This is a genomic window from Caldanaerobius fijiensis DSM 17918 (genome assembly GCF_900129075.1).
In the GTDB taxonomy this organism is placed as follows: Bacteria; Bacillota; Thermoanaerobacteria; order Thermoanaerobacterales; family Caldanaerobiaceae; genus Caldanaerobius; species Caldanaerobius fijiensis.
The window spans coordinates 70288-86533 of the sequence record NZ_FQVH01000001.1; the positions used below are offsets into that span (position 1 = coordinate 70288).

Here is a 16246-nt window from a genome sequence, read left to right on the forward strand (position 1 = left end):
TTTCCTGCATGTTTCAAAAAACCCTATTTCAATTCCATAATGGTCCGATTGAAACCCCAGTAAAAAATATGCATAAAATGAGGGTTTTCAATACCCTCTCATGGTATAAACTTTTCGTCAACCTCACATGATGCAAAAAACCTCAAGAGTTGACAGACTCAATATCCATTAAATTATATTTTACCATATTTACGTAACTATGTAAACACCCTCATTCAAATTAACTAGTCACGTCTTTTATATTCTCTGAACATAACATGCTTAAACTCTCTGGTAGTAATAATGCTATCTTCTGATACCTCCTCTTTAACCTTTCTCTGGGTAGTAGCATACACAGGTATTATCCCCCTGGCCATACAGTAATCTACGACCATAAACGTAGCTCCATAATCGCCCTGAACCAGAGCATAATCTCCATCACACGCATTTTTATCAATCCACTTAAACACGTCTTCTAGATGATCATCCAGTAAATGAACATCAGGCGGTATATTTGACCATTTATCCAAAAGATTTGGTTCTAGCATTACAAACTCATCAATCCCTAATTGCGTCCTTGCTTCTTTCTCCTGTTCTGGAGTAATGGAATGTGAGATTATAAGAAACATACGTCTAGGCTTAATATAAACGGATTCACTATTATCATGTTGAATAGAGCGAGCCTTGTCTATAAAATCTCTTAGCTGTTTCTCAAAAATACTCGGACTCCCTGGATTATTTCTCCACCCTGCATGATTAATATCATTTCTGACAGAAGCAATTGAATAAAGCAATTTTAACAAAGCATGGTTCTTGGAATTCTGGATTATAGAATCTATAATACGTCTATCCTTTTCATACTCTTGCTTTAACTTTTTTCCGTGAAACACCACACTACATGCACTTATAATATCTCTATGAGATTGTTCATTTTGATTTAACTCGTTTTTATTGCAAAGATAACTTATAATTCCTTCTTCTAATAAGGTTAAACCTTGTTGATACATTCTATTATCCAAACACCACTCACAAATATTTAATAAATTATCATAGTTATTTTCTCCAAATTTGCCAAATTTATTATTTAACATGTTTAGTACAGGAGACAAAGGCTTAAGATATGTATAAACGGCACTTTCAAGCACGGTATCTATAGTTTTCTTCAACTCTAAAGCTGTTTTATCTAATTCTTTCCCTCTACACGTAAATACAACATCACTAAACTTCTTCATATTTTCAGCCAGTATTTTTAATTGACTTACATTTCTAAACATTACTTTTTTATCTTTAACATCCATAGCAGAAATTTCGCTATTTATTTCTTTTACACTAGTTTGAGTTAAATGATGTATAATCGATACATCACCTGTATTCAAATATCTGTCTACTCCTAAAGTCCAATCAAAAACATCTATAAAAGGAGTCAAATCCAAAATCGGTGCGTTCCTTTTTTCTATAGGCATCATCTCAACATCTCTAGTTGAACCTAATGTTTCAAAGGCCCCATAATAAACGGCTTTAATCTGAGCTTTCTTAACAACTCGTCCATAATTTAAAACTATAAAAGCTAGCATAGGAAGAAACCTAAACGAATGAGTTATATCAAATATTATTTCATCTCTTTCATCTATTTCTCCCATTATTATATCAAATAACTCCCATAGCTCTTTTTCATTATTGCCATCAGGAATTATCAAATTATTAATAATCACACTTGGTATAAAATCGAGATTACACAACGCCTCGTAAAGTCCTGGAAGAGTTTTATCATACGCATTTTGCATCCAGTTTTGTTCAGTGGCTTTTTTCGTTGTAAATACGACTATTTTAGAAGGTACAACACCGTTAACGTGAAGTATTTTCAACAAAGCTGCTTGAACATAACTATCATTTTCTACTCTGACATCTCCCAGATAGTAATTACATGGGATATATCTGTTAGTTCCTAAAAAAGAAAAAAACTTTATCATAATAAAAACCTCCTCAACTACTATTTCCGTTATTATTTCTCAATTCTATGTCAGTTGATTTTTTCCAAAAATACAAATCACTTGATATCATTCCGAAACCTAATTCATTAAAACTGCCAAGTCCTGTATTATATGATAGGCCAATAAGATCTTCCGAACCTATCATCTCAAAACAACCTTTATAAACTGGAAACCCATTTATTTCTTCCTTAAGAGGTTTGCTCTTAAAATAAAAAACAAATCGGTCATCATGAGGATAACCACCAAATAAATCTTTATACTTGAAAATTAAAATCTCCCTTAAAACTTCGCTGAAATATTCAGGACTCTCTTCATACAGTAATGGATTACCATTTTTAAAAACTATAATTGGAGACAAAGTATAAGCTTTATTTTCTAGCTTCACTTTCAAAAAACGTACCTTCTTTATCTTCAACGAACCATATTTAAACTGTATAGGGGTTTTCATGGCATTCATTGCCACATTTAATAGTTTTTCAGTAGATACCGTTGAAAAATCAAATGCAGCTTTTTCTATTGCCCAAAAACCATCGTTAGAATTTTTCTTTTTTTTAGGTATTATATCTGAAAAAACAAAAAATCCATTTCCTATAATATTATAATAGTACTCGGATAAAACTTGTTTATATTCCTTATCAAAAAAGAAATTATCATTTAAATCAAATTCCAATCTTAACTTAACAACGCTCATCTTACCATCCTTCAAATGTCAGTTTAATCCATCCTGGCACGCAATCTGGCTTCCCATTTCTAAAAATGATTCTCCTTGTCTTTGGAAATAGCGTAGTATACACCTTAGTACGTGGCATAACCAATCTCAATTTTTCAATGTCTTTTACACCCTTATTAAGATAATTACCAATAGTCTTGCTTAAATATCCTGTGGCAAAACCCACTTGAATCATGATTTCATTCTCTTTTAGCTTATCATTCCGTATCTTAATATCTTTATAAAAATCTACAATTTCAGATGGACCATATTTCATAAAGAAAGCAATCTCTTCTTCTATATATCTTTTTATATCCTCTCCTATCAGTGTTTTAAGCATCTTTATTATCTCATAATTTACAATCTTGCCCTCTGTTATGATAAAACTATCGTATATTTTTTTATCTAAACCCGAATTTATACTGCCATATGTCTTAGTTCCCCTCTTAAAAGCCTCTATATAAATCGATAATGCTTCTTGGCTTCTATCATGGTTTTTATTTAGACTAAACCATTTAATTTTATCATTACATATATTCATTATTTTAACTTCATATATATTAAGACTATCATTAGACAAAATATCACTGTCAGAAATCTTTAGATATCTGAACGGTGAATTATGTGGTTTCCCAAACACCTTTTCTTCAGCTATATCATCTAATTTTTGAGGATCTAACCTATACTTAAGATTATTATTTTTCTCTCTAATAGCATAATCTACTTGTTCTCTATAATACATACCCACATCTCTCCAGATACCTCTTGTAATTGAACACCTTAAAGCCCCTTTTATCGAAGACCCAGGAATATAAGGCCTACCAGCACTTCTAATTACTGGGACAATTTCTCCTCTTACATTCGTAATTCCACTAGCCTCCAAAACTACAGAAATATATTTATCCCAACTTTTAAGCCCTATCCTCTCTTTTACCTCATCCCACCTAAAACCCACTCGATCAAAACTACTTATGAGATAATCAACCTTTATACTGCTTTTGCTAATATCCTTTATAAGCTTGTAAATATCTATATACTCAACCCTGCCGTTCCTAAAAAAGTACTCGAAATCTTTAATCCTTGTGCCGTTTCCTATATTTAACGGCGATATCACTTCCAATTCGTACCTCATTCCATCAACCCCTCTGACCAGAAAGTAAAATAGGCTTCCAATATGGAATACCATATCTTAAAACTTTATGCGTATTAAAATTATCCGGTGTTACATCAACAATTTTACCATTATATTTTTTCTTAAATACACTGCCTTCCAAAAACATCCTTACCTTTTTCTTCTTCAGGTTTGAACTAAAAGGAGAGTATACATAACCTCCTCTTTCAGCGAGCTCGTAGCTTATTAAACCACTACTTAAATCATCACTTTCAGACGGCAAAAACAAAGACAGAAGAAGATATTGATCAGACTCTAAATCAAAATTAGCTTTTTCTTCGCAGAAATCTACACAAAATAAACCGAATCCATATGTTCTTTCGCCCCCTAATCCTTCGTCTCCCAGCAATCTGATTGCTGCCTGTATTTCTTTTTCTATACCTGTGTCATAAACGTCTAGATAAAACCATAATCCTACATTTTCACCAAACGTACAACTACTTAAATAATAAATCTTACTACTGCGCTCAATTCTATCTAATGTCACCCTGGGCCTTTCATCAATGCTAAAAATCCTATCATACTTCTTGTTTGTCATTATAGGTCCTTTTATGTAAACCTCACTTTTGGCTTGTTTATAGGTATAATCTAACGGCACGTACCTAATTTTTTTGGCTTTTTTAAAATCTCCTACTGTATCAGATAAATCCAAATTAATCGGTTTAGGAATTAAATATTCTTCACCTATATATAAAAAAGCTGATGATAACTTAAATGGCAAATCTCCACTTAAAAATCTATTTACAATTTCATCTGCCTTTCTTTTGCCGTATAAGAGCAAATAACAGTTTAAGATACCACTAAATAGTGTATCTGAATGAATTATATATTCAGTCACATTATCCATTTTCTCCTTGTACCCAAAGTGGACAGGTCCTTTAAATTTCAATTTTACTCTGTATGATCTCATTTTTTCATCCTCACTTTAACTTATTTAGTACCTCTCTTATACAACCACAATTTTGGATTACTATATCTTCGTCTTTTGTACCTTCATAAAATTCCTTGCTTCTAAAAACAATTTTTAAATTTTCAAAAGCGATTCTCCCGTATCCCCTACTTCCCTGTCCACCCAGGTAGTCATCTTCTAATAACATCATGGCCTCAAGCAATTTTCTTAAATACTTTGTTCCTTCGTCATTTAACACATTTAAAATAAACTGTCCCTCAAATCGCGCTCCGGCCGGGACCCTTTCTGTCTGCCTGGGATTTGCGTTGGACGTTATCCTATCCAAATTGTTCTCAAACTTTACCTCTGTCCAATCTAAGTCAAGATTCTCCTTCATTTCCTCTGTAATACTTTCCTCAATCAAATAAGCATCCCTTACAATTAACCTTGTAGGAGTTATTACATTATCGAAATTTTTTGAACTACCATTGACAAAATTATGTTTTCCGTGGTTTCTACCAAAAATATTGCAAACAGGACAATCCGCTTTTTCGCACATGTGAATTCTTATACTTTCTTCTTTGTTGTCTTTTTTCTCAACCGTAAAAACTAAATTATCTGGGTTTATAAGGCCTTCAGCATACTCCATCAATGCCCTCATTTTACCTTTTAAACTGCTGCCCGGGATATAAGGCCTTCCCTGAGCATCCTTTATAACCGAATTATCCACACCACCGATTTCAAGGCTGCTCTCAGAAGAACCTATATGTAATCCTGTCTTAGCCACTATATCAGTAGTTATTATGTATTTACCTTGAAACTTTAAATTCTCCATTATCAATACACCTCCACCAAACTATTCCTTTCCGCCATTTGCTCTGTGATAAGCAATAACAGCCTGGAAAAACTCAATAAATCTCTTAAAATTTTTTTCGTTTTTTTCTGCTACACCAATCGCTTTTGTTAAAATATCTTTAAATTCCTTAAGTTCTTTAAATCTCCCTGCCATATATGCAAGCAAAGCCTCTAAAATCTTCAGTCTATAAATCCCATCCTCATTGTACTTAATTCTCCTTGCTTCACTATAGACCTTTCTAATTTGCGATATACTCACCTTTTTCTCAGCAAGCAATCTGCCGGTTTCTTGAGCACAGAACAAAAAAGCATCACCTTTAGGATCTTTTTCAGCGTCAATGGCATCATTAATTTTTTTCATAATATCATTTAAATTTTTATTTGTATTGTTTTTTATACCCATACCATCATTTGGCATTTCTACCCCTCCCGTCATTTATTCATTTCTTGTCTCCATTTCTGCCCAACGGCACGCAAGATAAGTATGTTTATAAAGTAAATTTCCTTTTTCAAGTAATGCATCTTTTATCTCATTTACAATGTCTTTTGCATTCTTATATCTATCACCCAATCGAGCGATGTGATAAATCAACCACCATGATTTAAATATTTCTCCATTTCTTTCAGCCATCTTTTTTTGATCGTCAACTTTGTAAATAATGCTCAAAATCGCTCTAGAAACACCTTTTTCAAGAGCACTAACAAACATAGATTTCACTCTGCTTAGTTTTTCAAATTCTTCCCATCCAAGATTGTAACCTGCAAAAGCCAAACAATCTTTTTGCTTACCACTTCTTACATATAATTTTGCATCTTCCAGATGTTCTCCACAACTTAATGCTACCTTGTAAAGCGGAAACTTCCGATCTGGTGAAATATCTATAGACATTGAAATGGTTATTGCACTATTATGCCCTGTAAATTCTGAAAACTTGTTCCTTATAGCATAAGCTAGATAAGGTAGCTTGTCCCAAGGTCCCACAAATAAAAAGTCATCGCCACCAGCATAAATAGCTGAACAATATTCAAATTCATCCTTCAGTAGGCTCTCTAAATAAGAACCAAAAAACAATGAAAGTTCTGATGATAATGTCGATACCCTGGCTATAGACTTGTTTTCCCCAAGCCCTTCATAGAATATCCTTCCAAGGTTGTCAACATCACCTCTTACAATCCCCCATGTTTTACATCCTTTAGACATATCAGATATTTCGTCAAAATTTACTATTTTCCCACCTTCCTCTTTCATATGTGAAGGTATCCTTATATACCCGCAGCAATTTCTAAATTTAAATACATCTTTCTTATAGGCATAGCAAAATCCATCTCTGGGTTCTTTTGAGATTTCAATTTTAAACCCTAATGCTTTAAAAATATCATCATAAGTTCTTATACTGGATTCCAAAGGTTTAATTATTTGCTCTACTATATAACTACCTTTAATCAAAGACTCACCAAGCTTTTCGAAACTAAAGCAAAAATCACATCTATCACTAATTAAAGGTCTACCACAATGTGGGCATATATCTCCCTTATCTTCATAAGGTTCAAAAAACTTAAAATTATTATTGAATATCAAACTAAGATATTTTTTCTCCTTTTTTTTATTTATTTTAATACCAACTTCATCTAGCTTATCTGAAAAATTTTTAATTAAGTCTTCTATACTTACAGGAACAGCATCGATTAAAATGGAGAGCCTTAGTCCATGGGCATTAAAAAGTATCTGATCCAAAATCCCTTGATAATAATCTATTTTGTCTATAAATTTTGCAGGCATCAATAAATAAAAATGCCCTCCGCCAGAATAAATCATATTGCAAATTGGCATCTTTTCATTGATCAAAATATACTTAGCTACTAAATCCATTAAATACGATATATAAAAAGATTTACCCCTTAAGGATTTCGTTGCGCCATCCATTTCTGTATCGTACACAAAATCCTGAATTCCCGAAATATCCCCTTTTACAAGGCAAAATAGATCCCCTTCTCCATCTTCAAAAACGGATTGTGTAATTATCTTACTATGTATTCTCTCATATACTCTTTCACTGCTTCCCTCTAACTCTCTAAAAAGACAAAATGCAATTGCTGCAGTAGTCTTTAAATGAGCCCAAAGAGAAATATCAGGCCTTGAATAATAATAGGCTGAAGGTACATTAAACGTATACTCTTCTAAAACATGATAAAACTTTAATAATTCTATCGGATCTGAAAAATTCTCTATTTTGACAAAATCGTCAATAAATCTTTCCCATAACAGTTTATAACTATATGAAATATTCATGTCTATTTCAGGGGTAGACATTGTAAATTCAGACAAAGGTACTAATTTTTTATAATATGCACCCTCTGCCCCTAAACCATCTAATTTTATATCGGAAAAAATCGAAATAAGCTGTTTTGCATCTTCTTCATCATCTGACCTCTTATTATCCCTTTCAACTGCCGAGAGTTTATCTGCAATAGCAATAATATAATCCATTTTTGTTACCGGTCTATGATGATTTCTAACAGCTAAAGTTACTTCATTTATTTTTACGTACGTCTCGCAAAAATATGCTCCCCATTCTTGATGTCTTGGATTATAACTACCTTCTTCTCTATAAATTTCTCTATATACTTTCTTTACTTTTTCATTAGTTTTATCATCTCTTGTCCTCTGCCAGTACTTTCCTATATCATGAAGAATGGATGCCAAAAACAAGTTTCTTTCTTCTTCGGTAAAATTTTCGTAAATTAGTCCCAACCTACTACCCCCTTTAAGCAAAGGTATGCTAAAGTATCTTTATAAATACCATATATGTAATAATATTCTACATAAAATATTAAATTCCTGCAAAAGTATACAAAATCGAACTACCAAATTATTGTTAACACTATCTAGGTGAGTCTTTCCTGTAAGTAAATTACTCAGCGTAAACAGTTCGATACCTATCTCTTTAAGGAAGTAAGAAGCCAAGTTATCAGATCATTCATTTGGAAACTTTCAACGCAGCAAGCTTTAAATCCTAAAAGACACCTTGAAATACTTTTTAGAGAAATAAAAAGCTCCCCATTTTAATGGGGAAAAATAATCACTACATTCAAAACCGACCATCTATGGTCGGTTTTGTAATTTATTTTAAATAACTATTACTTTGCCCTCTCGTATTGTACAGGCCAGGAAACATCGGTGTGCAGGCGACCTGCCGATTGCAATACCCAGTAAGGATTTCTCAGCAGCTCTCTTCCCAGTGCCACCATATCCGCCCTCTCATTGGAGACTATCTCCTCTGCCATCTCGGGTGCGGTTATAAGCCCTACCGCCACAGTCTTTATATTGCATCGAGATTTTATTTCCTGAGCATATTTAATCTGATAGCCGGGGTAAACATCGATATGGGCGCTTAACAGGCCTCCGCTGCTCACGTCAATTGCATCTACTCTATCCTTAATCTGGTTCACGATATCCACCATCATATCTATGTTTATACCACCTGGTATATAATCATCAGCCGAAACCCGTACAAACAAAGGCTTGTTATCAGGCCAATATTTTCTAACTTCATCTATTATTTCATTTAAAAATCTCACGCGGTTTTCAAGGCTACCACCGTACTGATCTGTCCGCTTGTTAGAAAGAGGTGACAAGAATTCGTGAATAAGGTAACCGTGGGCTGCGTGGATTTCCACAATATCATAACCTGCTTCATCAGCCCTTTTGGCAGCCATGCCAAAAGACGTGACAATGCAGCGAATGTCATCAACGGATAGCTCTCTCGGCATCTTATAATTTTCACCGGCCTTTATGGGGCTTGGTGCCACCACATCTTCGGTAGCCACCTCGCACTTGCGCCCTGCATGGGCCAGCTGAATTCCCATCGCAGCTCCATGGCCTTTACACAGCGACACTATTTTCTTCAGCTCCTGTACCTGCTCATCATTCCATATGCCAAGATCGCGATCCGTTATCCTGCCTCTGCTCTCCACCGCCGTGGCCTCCTGCATTATAAGGCCTACACCGCCTACGGCCCTTGTGGCGTAATGGACCAGATGCCAATCATTAGGCATACCGTCCGCAGACGCAGAGTACATGCACATAGGTGACATCATCACCCTGTTTCTCATAAGTACGTCCTTTATTTTGATAGGTGTATACAATAGGCTCATTATATCATCTCCTGTAAATTCTTTCTGCACGTATTTTAAATTTTAATTTTGTGTGTGTCAAGTAAGAATTGGCTTTTTATTCGCCTTTTATCTATCTTGCCGTTGCTGTTTAACGGCAAATCATTGACAAACATAATTTTTGAAGGCCTTTCATAAACCTCTAGGTTCGCTCTGCAAAACTCTCTAACTTCACTAATAGTCAGGCTTTTATCTTTCTTTACTATCATCGCCAGCACTTCCTGACCTTTCAGTTGATCATCAACTCCTATAACTGCCGCATTTTCTATTTTAGGGTTTTTTAGCAAGATGCTTTCCACTCTTTCAGGGAAAATCTTCTGTCCGCCCTTATTTATAACGTCTCCTTTGCGTCCTTCCAGGTACAAAAAGCCTTCCGAATCCATATATCCAATATCGCCTACAGTAGCCTGGGGTCTATAGTCAGGCGCTATATAAGGGCTTTTGACCCAAACCTCACCTTCCTTTATCCAAATTTCTACACCTGGAAATGGCTTTCCAACACTCAAATTCTTTTTTATTATATCTTCACCAGTATTGTATGTCACATAACTTAGTTCACTTGCACCGTAATATTCTGTAATTTTTGCGTTAGGAAATATCTTAAATAAACTGCAGGCAGTTTCAAAATCAAGCTTGGCACCTCCTGTTACTACAGATTCTATATCCTTTAGTGGTTCGTTTAAATACTTCACCATCATCCTGTAATATGCTGGAACCATAAACACCACGTTGACACCATACTTTTTAATTACATGAACCCAGCTTGACGGCCTATTTTTATCTGTAAGCACAATACTTCCACCTTCAGATAGTATATGAAGTGCGCTGTTTAAGTTTGCTGTGTAGCTGAAAGGGCCGTGAATAAACAGTATGCTTTTTTCATGAATGCCAAAAATTTTACTCTGGATAGGAAAGGCCTCAGTCCAGCTTGCCCAGTCCCGCCATATTATCTTTTCTTCCCCGGTAGTACCTGAAGAAAGTGCTCCAAGGAAAATATCCTTTTTGTCCGGCAACGGAACTTTACTTTTATCCGCTGGCAGCTCGAAATTGTCACTTATTATTATTTTGGGCTGTATCTTCTCTATCATGGAATTTAGTTTCCTGTTTGAAATAGTGGGAGGACACAGTATAGAAATTTTACCTGCCATACTTGCACCAAAGAAATATAAAAACTGCTCGAGGCAATCTCTTTTATATATTAACACTTTATCCATAACAGAACCAATAGATGAAAGGCGTTCTGCAATATCATTAGCTACATTAAAAAACTCGCCATAAGAATATTTTTTTGAATCTTTCACAATACACAATCTGTCCGGATCGTTTTTGGCTATCATTCCTATTTTTTTAAAAAAATCCAACTACGCATCACACCTTTCGATCATCATCGCTGCTCCCTGTCCACCTGCAACACCAATAGCCGCTACTCCTATTCTCTTGTTTAGCTTTTTCAATATTTCTAAAAGGTGAATCAAAATAATTGCCCCTGAAGCGCCATAAGGATGACCGTACGCCAGGGCACCACCCCATATATTTACCTTCTCTGGTGATATGTTGAACTCTTTTATAAATGCCAGCACTTTTACTGCAAATGCTTCATTTACTTCAAATGCATCAATGTCATCAATCTTCACATTTGTCTTTTTAATAAGTTTTTGTACCGCTGCAATCACACCAAGTGGCGATAAGTTTGGATCAACGCCGGCATCTACCGCTTCAATTATTTTTGCAGAAGGTTTTAATCCATACTTTTCTAAAGCTTCCTTTGAAGCCACAAGAATAACTGCCGCACCATCATGGGTGAGGCAGGCGTTTACAGCTGTGATGCTACCACCTTTCCTCACAACGCTTCTGGCCTTTTCAGCAAGTTTTAAAGACATACCAGCCCTAATGCTTTCATCATAAGAAATAACAGTGCCATTAACCGATAATGGCACTATAACGTCTTTTAATAATTTCTGCTTACTTGCCTCAGCCGCCCTTCTGTGGCTTTCAATAGCCCATAAATCCATTTCCCGCCTTGATATATTAAGATTAGAGGCGACATTTTCTGCACTCTCCAGCATATCAGGGTCTCCAATAGATTCTGGAGAAAACTGCGCTCTTTTATAGAATACGCCTTCTCCTTTATACCTGGGATCATTTTTGTTATACTGCCTTTTAGGTTCCATACTGGTACTCTCAACACCACCTGCAATAACCATTTCACACTGACCTGATACTATATGGTGCGCAGCTAAATTTACAGCCTCAAGGCCTCCACCACACTGAAAATCCACCGTAACGCCGGGAATGCTAAAGCTCCATCCAGCTTCAAGTAGCGACAACCTGGCAATGTTGCCCCCTGGACCAACAGCATTTGCAAGAATAACCTTATCTATTGCCCCACAATTTATGTTATACTTATCAATTAATTTATTTAACAATATTGCTGCCATCTTATGAGGCAATAAATTTTTTAAAACACCATTCGTTTTGCCAATAGGGCTTCTAAGCCCTCCTACTATATATGCACTCTTCATCTCGCAACCTCTTTTTGCAACAGGTTGTTGATCTTTCTGGCGATAAAAAGTGCGACAACCATTTTAAGCAAATCACCGGGAATAAAAGGAAGTGCTCCAACAAGCAATGCCTTTTTAATATTCATTCCTGTAATATAAGCCAGCCACGGCACACCCATCAAATATACTACCAGCACTCCACCTATTAAACTTGAGATAGCCATTCTTATAAAATTATTACTGTTTTTCCTAATCAAGCTTATAACAACGGCTCCAATTAAAAAACCGATTAAATATCCTCCTTTAGGTCCTATCAGCACCCCTATACCCGCCTGTCCACCTGAAAAGACTGGAATTCCTATAATGCCAAGCAGCAAAAAGATCGCCACACTCATAAATGACATAAATGGAGACAATACAAGACCTATCAACATTATTGCTAGGGTTTGCCCAGTAATCGGCACCGGACTAAATGGCAGAGGTATAATTACATACCCTAATATTCCAGTTAATGCCGCAAGCATTGAAGCATAAATCATATCTCTTACACTAACTTTTTTGATCATGCTGCATCCTCCTTTTAATTTGAGTATTTTAAAATAAAACAAGTATCACCATTTACATGGCCTTCCAATTCTTTAGATTCTTTTAAGCAAACATATACACAATCACCGCCCATTACAGGCTTTATATAACGGATATTTCCTCTCTTTATAACCTGATTTTTACTCTTCAAATAATCTTCAATAAGCATTAGAATCAGCATACCCTGAGCAACAGGCTTTTCAGTTAAATGAATGGTGTTTATATCTCCACTCCAATTACTGAAAGCATAAATTTGCGATGGGGTAATTTTTTTTAAAAATTCTCCATCTTCTCGCGAACTATAACCCAGGTGAATTTTACCTTCATTTTCTTTCTTTAAAAGTTCGGTTAAAAGTTCTAAAATTACATGACCCCTGCAGATATTTACCTTACATGCTAAATATTTTGTTTTTCCAATACTCTTTTTAAGCACAATATCAGATTCTATGTATACTTCTTCATCGTATCTTAAAGGGCTGTAGACATTAAACTTTTGCCTTACAATATAATACCCCTGTCCTACCCTCTGCAACAATGTAGATAATCCTAGTGTCATCCCGGCGGCACTTGGCACTTCATCATCCCAGTGGTTTTGTAAATTTAGGATACTTTCTAATTGCTTTATATATTCCCTCTTAATTGTCTTTGGTGTACGCAATCTTTATCCCCCTTGGAAAATTATACTTTAACCAGCTCTATATGTCAACCATTATCATTATATAGGTTAACATAAAAAGTACACAAAACTTACACAATGAAAAAAGCAGTTATTATCTATAATACCTTAGCGTGTTGCATTTGGGAAGTCTATCCTCACTCATATGTGGTCAGGTGTTTAAAATTTCTCTTTTTTGTGTTATTATTATTCTTAGCCAAGGCTTCAAAATTTTTGTCTTGGGAAAAATATTAATGAACATATTTTTTTGACGGGAAAACAATCCAGCAATTGTCTTTCCGTCTCTCTAAGAATTGGCATGGGCTGTTAATGAATTAAAAACAAAAGGAGGAAAAGATTATGGATCTTGGATTGAAAGGACGAGTAGCTTTAATCACAGGAGCCGCTCAAGGTATCGGAAAAGCCACCGCTATGGCACTGGCTGCTGAGGAATGTAATCTGGCTATATGCGATATCAACGCCGAGGCTCTCGAAAAAACCGCATCTGAACTTAAAGAAAAAGGTGTTCAAGTTCTCGCTGAAAAAGTCGATGTTACAAAATTAGCAGAGACGGATGCTTTTGTGGCTCAAGTAGCTAAGGAATTTGGGCGAATTGATATTCTAGTTAACAACGCTGGAACAGGCCGTATGAGTGATCCGATGGAACTTCCTGAGGAAGAGTTCCGACGCAATATTGATTTAATGTTGTTTGCTGTCATCCGTCTTTCGAGAGCAGTGGTCCCGTACATGCAAAAAGCAAAATGGGGGCGAATTATAAACGTTTCTTCCATGTTTGGCAAACAGCCTGGTGGTTTGCTAGATTACGACACGATCAAAGCCGCAGTGAATATGATTACCAAAGAATTTGCCAATTATCTCGCCAAGGATAACATTCTGGTCAATGCCGTATGCCCTGGTCCTATTCGTACCCCCTTATGGGAAGCTCCTGGTCAATTGGGAGATCAACTCTCCAAGATTTTAGGCAAACCAAAGGAGGAAGCTATTGAATTTTACGCCTCCAGCAACATTCCGCTGGGTCGCTACGGACAGCCTGAGGAAATCGCCAATGTGATTGCATTCCTGGCTTCCGAAAAAGCCAGCTACATCACCGGACAAGCTATCAATATCGATGGAGGTATGGTCAAGGCTATAATTTAGACAATCGATCGGTTTAATTCCTCAGATTATAGCACACCTGCCTTTGGTGTGCTATAATAAAAAAGCATTCAACAACGGCGTTGAAATGGGTAGACCGTGTTGAATGCTTTTTATTTTATTCTAAATTTGCATACGTCTGTAAAATTATTCTTATTCATTTCTACAAGCCTGCCATCCTTCTCTTGCCATTTCTACTATCAATTGATTCCTTTCTTTCATAGGATCAGTTATTACAATATTAAACCATTTAATTGCTTCTGCTTTATTTTCCAGTCTTCTGTACAGATCTCCAATAATATATGCCACTTTTATTTGATTAACATTATCCCGTTCATAAGCCATAGTGTAATATTTAATGGCATAAGTTATAAATTTGTTTTCACTTTCCTTATCTCCATCTATCCTATATATCCATGCTATTCTATGGAGTATACTCGCTTTTACATATGCAGCATCCTTTTTTAACTCCGAAACATACAGTGCGAGTTTATATGCATTTAAAGCCTTTTGTATCGATCGTTCTCCACCAAAATCTTTGGGAATCCATTTTTCCTGTACTTCACTTCTTATTATCTTTTTCTGTTCCGGCGTTAGCTTATCAAATTGCCTATCCATCGCTGCATATCCACAATTAGGGCATACATTGACATCATAAAAAAACGGATACATACCACTATATCTTTCTAAAAAATCCGTATCACGGACCTCCAATCTAACGCGGCTCATAACGACTTTTTTTGTCTTAAACGTAAAACTGCATAAAGGGCACTTTATTTCTTTATCATACAGCATTTTTCTCAACTCCATAGGTACTCAAAATTACAGGATTTACCTTAATATTTTAAGTTTCATAGTTTAGACAAAATAGTCTTTGTATCTATATCCCAAAAAAGCTGTCAACAACGTCGTAAAAAGCAAAACAACACTTAATAAGCCTGGAACTATCACCAACATCTTAGCTATAGACGCTGAAACATTGATATTCGTAGCTGTACTCCTTACAGTTTCACTATAATGTGATAAAGCATATATAAAAAATCTAATCCATGTTACACTTACCATTATACTCACTGGAACAAGAGTCAATGATATCCTAAATGCATGGCTTGATCTTTTTTTTATTCCTCTCAAGCCAATATACACGGGAATTAAAAATATCATGGGCAATAAAAAGCCAAAATATTGAGGCGATAAAGCAAAAAAAAGTATTGACATAATCAAAAAGGACCGCACATAATAAATTATTTTATCTGCCTCATTCTTAAAATCATAAGATGCCGCTTTAAGATATTTTATATATAAATTAGTTTTCTCTATTATATTCTTTATTTCTCCTCTTTTATAAAGTTTGAGGAGTTCATTACCATTTTTTATAATAGAATTATAAACATTTTTTGAACTTTCAGGTATAACTATATTTTCATAAATGTTTTCAATCTCCGTTATTTTACAAAGCCATCTCTTTTTAATACTCTCATTAGGTATCGTCTCTATTTCTTCCTTAAGTTTTCGAATTATATCAAACAAAGCTTTTTTATCCACAAAAATCACCTTTTATCATTTACTAACCAGCCCTTGAT

15 protein-coding genes and 1 CRISPR repeat array (1 of these 16 cut by a window edge) are annotated in these 16246 nt (G+C 35.2%); of the genes, 1 reads left to right on the forward strand and 14 read right to left on the reverse strand.

Annotated features, from left to right (window positions below):
* Window positions 1-55: a CRISPR direct-repeat array (repeat unit 30 nt; unit sequence ATTTCAATTCCATAATGGTCCGATTGAAAC); it begins 1566 nt to the left of the window's first position.
* Window positions 56-224: 169 nt separating this feature from the next.
* The 12 genes from csx20 to BUB87_RS00405 all read right to left on the reverse strand — a co-directional run bounded on the left by csx20 (window position 225) and on the right by BUB87_RS00405 (window position 13511).
* Entirely contained in the window at window positions 225-1949 is a 1725-nt protein-coding gene (gene csx20 / locus BUB87_RS00350) for a CRISPR-associated protein Csx20 (RefSeq protein WP_073341104.1), read from the reverse strand.
* 13 nt (window positions 1950-1962) lie between these two features.
* On the reverse strand, window positions 1963-2661 hold the full coding sequence (cas6, locus tag BUB87_RS00355) for a CRISPR-associated endoribonuclease Cas6 (RefSeq protein WP_073341105.1): 699 nt from the start codon (window positions 2659-2661) through the stop codon (window positions 1963-1965).
* Between the two features lies 1 nt (window position 2662).
* Window positions 2663-3811, reverse strand: a complete 1149-nt coding sequence (csm5, locus tag BUB87_RS00360) for a type III-A CRISPR-associated RAMP protein Csm5 (protein ID WP_073341106.1) — start codon at window positions 3809-3811, stop codon at window positions 2663-2665.
* Window positions 3812-3815: 4 nt separating this feature from the next.
* Window positions 3816-4760 (reverse strand): type III-A CRISPR-associated RAMP protein Csm4, encoded by a 945-nt coding sequence (csm4, locus tag BUB87_RS00365; RefSeq protein WP_073341107.1) that lies wholly within the window; start codon window positions 4758-4760, stop codon window positions 3816-3818.
* A 10-nt stretch (window positions 4761-4770) separates the two neighbouring features.
* Window positions 4771-5574, reverse strand: coding sequence for a type III-A CRISPR-associated RAMP protein Csm3 (csm3, locus tag BUB87_RS00370; protein WP_073341108.1), 804 nt, complete (start codon window positions 5572-5574; stop codon window positions 4771-4773).
* A gap of 21 nt (window positions 5575-5595) precedes the next feature.
* Window positions 5596-6012: a type III-A CRISPR-associated protein Csm2 gene (gene csm2 / locus BUB87_RS00375; RefSeq protein WP_073341109.1), complete on the reverse strand. Its 417-nt coding sequence runs from the start codon at window positions 6010-6012 to the stop codon at window positions 5596-5598.
* Window positions 6013-6030: 18 nt separating this feature from the next.
* Window positions 6031-8346, reverse strand: coding sequence for a type III-A CRISPR-associated protein Cas10/Csm1 (gene cas10 / locus BUB87_RS00380; RefSeq protein ID WP_073341110.1), 2316 nt, complete (start codon window positions 8344-8346; stop codon window positions 6031-6033).
* A gap of 386 nt (window positions 8347-8732) precedes the next feature.
* Window positions 8733-9749, reverse strand: a complete 1017-nt coding sequence (namA, locus tag BUB87_RS00385) for an NADPH dehydrogenase NamA (RefSeq protein ID WP_073341111.1) — start codon at window positions 9747-9749, stop codon at window positions 8733-8735.
* Window positions 9750-9784: 35 nt separating this feature from the next.
* The gene (locus BUB87_RS00390; RefSeq protein WP_084110727.1) at window positions 9785-11128 is read right to left on the reverse strand and encodes a class I adenylate-forming enzyme family protein; all 1344 of its coding nucleotides are present in this window, start codon (window positions 11126-11128) and stop codon (window positions 9785-9787) included.
* Window positions 11129-12289 carry a thiolase family protein gene (locus BUB87_RS00395; protein ID WP_073341112.1) on the reverse strand — a complete coding sequence of 387 codons (1161 nt, stop codon included), beginning with the start codon at window positions 12287-12289 and terminating at the stop codon, window positions 11129-11131.
* On the reverse strand, window positions 12286-12834 hold the full coding sequence (locus BUB87_RS00400; RefSeq protein ID WP_073341113.1) for a biotin transporter BioY: 549 nt from the start codon (window positions 12832-12834) through the stop codon (window positions 12286-12288). The genes BUB87_RS00395 and BUB87_RS00400 overlap by 4 nt, the downstream gene beginning before the upstream one ends.
* 14 nt (window positions 12835-12848) lie before the next feature.
* Complete coding sequence (locus BUB87_RS00405; protein WP_073341114.1) at window positions 12849-13511, reverse strand: hotdog family protein; 663 nt, start codon at window positions 13509-13511, stop codon at window positions 12849-12851.
* A 357-nt stretch (window positions 13512-13868) separates the two neighbouring features.
* Here BUB87_RS00405 and BUB87_RS00410 point away from each other — a divergent pair, with 357 nt between their 5' ends.
* Window positions 13869-14666 carry an SDR family NAD(P)-dependent oxidoreductase gene (locus BUB87_RS00410; protein WP_073341115.1) on the forward strand — a complete coding sequence of 266 codons (798 nt, stop codon included), beginning with the start codon at window positions 13869-13871 and terminating at the stop codon, window positions 14664-14666.
* A 150-nt stretch (window positions 14667-14816) separates the two neighbouring features.
* On the opposite strand, the gene BUB87_RS00415 is transcribed toward BUB87_RS00410, so the two are convergent.
* A complete protein-coding gene (locus BUB87_RS00415) occupies window positions 14817-15458 on the reverse strand; it encodes a DUF2225 domain-containing protein (protein WP_159432340.1) in 642 nt (213 codons plus the stop codon).
* 63 nt (window positions 15459-15521) lie between these two features.
* Window positions 15522-16208, reverse strand: coding sequence for a hypothetical protein (locus tag BUB87_RS00420; RefSeq protein WP_073341117.1), 687 nt, complete (start codon window positions 16206-16208; stop codon window positions 15522-15524).
* Window positions 16209-16246 lie beyond the last annotated feature (38 nt).

Coding starts and splice junctions, on each gene's coding strand:
- csm4 (WP_073341107.1), bottom strand. CDS start 4,760: ATGAGATCATACAGAGTAAAATTGAAATTTAAAGGACCTGTCCACTTT.
- csm3 (WP_073341108.1), bottom strand. CDS start 5,574: ATGGAGAATTTAAAGTTTCAAGGTAAATACATAATAACTACTGATATA.
- BUB87_RS00415 (WP_159432340.1), bottom strand. CDS start 15,458: ATGCTGTATGATAAAGAAATAAAGTGCCCTTTATGCAGTTTTACGTTT.
- namA (WP_073341111.1), bottom strand. CDS start 9,749: ATGAGCCTATTGTATACACCTATCAAAATAAAGGACGTACTTATGAGA.
- csx20 (WP_073341104.1), bottom strand. CDS start 1,949: ATGATAAAGTTTTTTTCTTTTTTAGGAACTAACAGATATATCCCATGT.
- csm2 (WP_073341109.1), bottom strand. CDS start 6,012: ATGCCAAATGATGGTATGGGTATAAAAAACAATACAAATAAAAATTTA.
- BUB87_RS00400 (WP_073341113.1), bottom strand. CDS start 12,834: ATGATCAAAAAAGTTAGTGTAAGAGATATGATTTATGCTTCAATGCTT.
- cas6 (WP_073341105.1), bottom strand. CDS start 2,661: ATGAGCGTTGTTAAGTTAAGATTGGAATTTGATTTAAATGATAATTTC.
- BUB87_RS00410 (WP_073341115.1), top strand. CDS start 13,869: ATGGATCTTGGATTGAAAGGACGAGTAGCTTTAATCACAGGAGCCGCT.
- csm5 (WP_073341106.1), bottom strand. CDS start 3,811: ATGAGGTACGAATTGGAAGTGATATCGCCGTTAAATATAGGAAACGGC.
- BUB87_RS00395 (WP_073341112.1), bottom strand. CDS start 12,289: ATGAAGAGTGCATATATAGTAGGAGGGCTTAGAAGCCCTATTGGCAAA.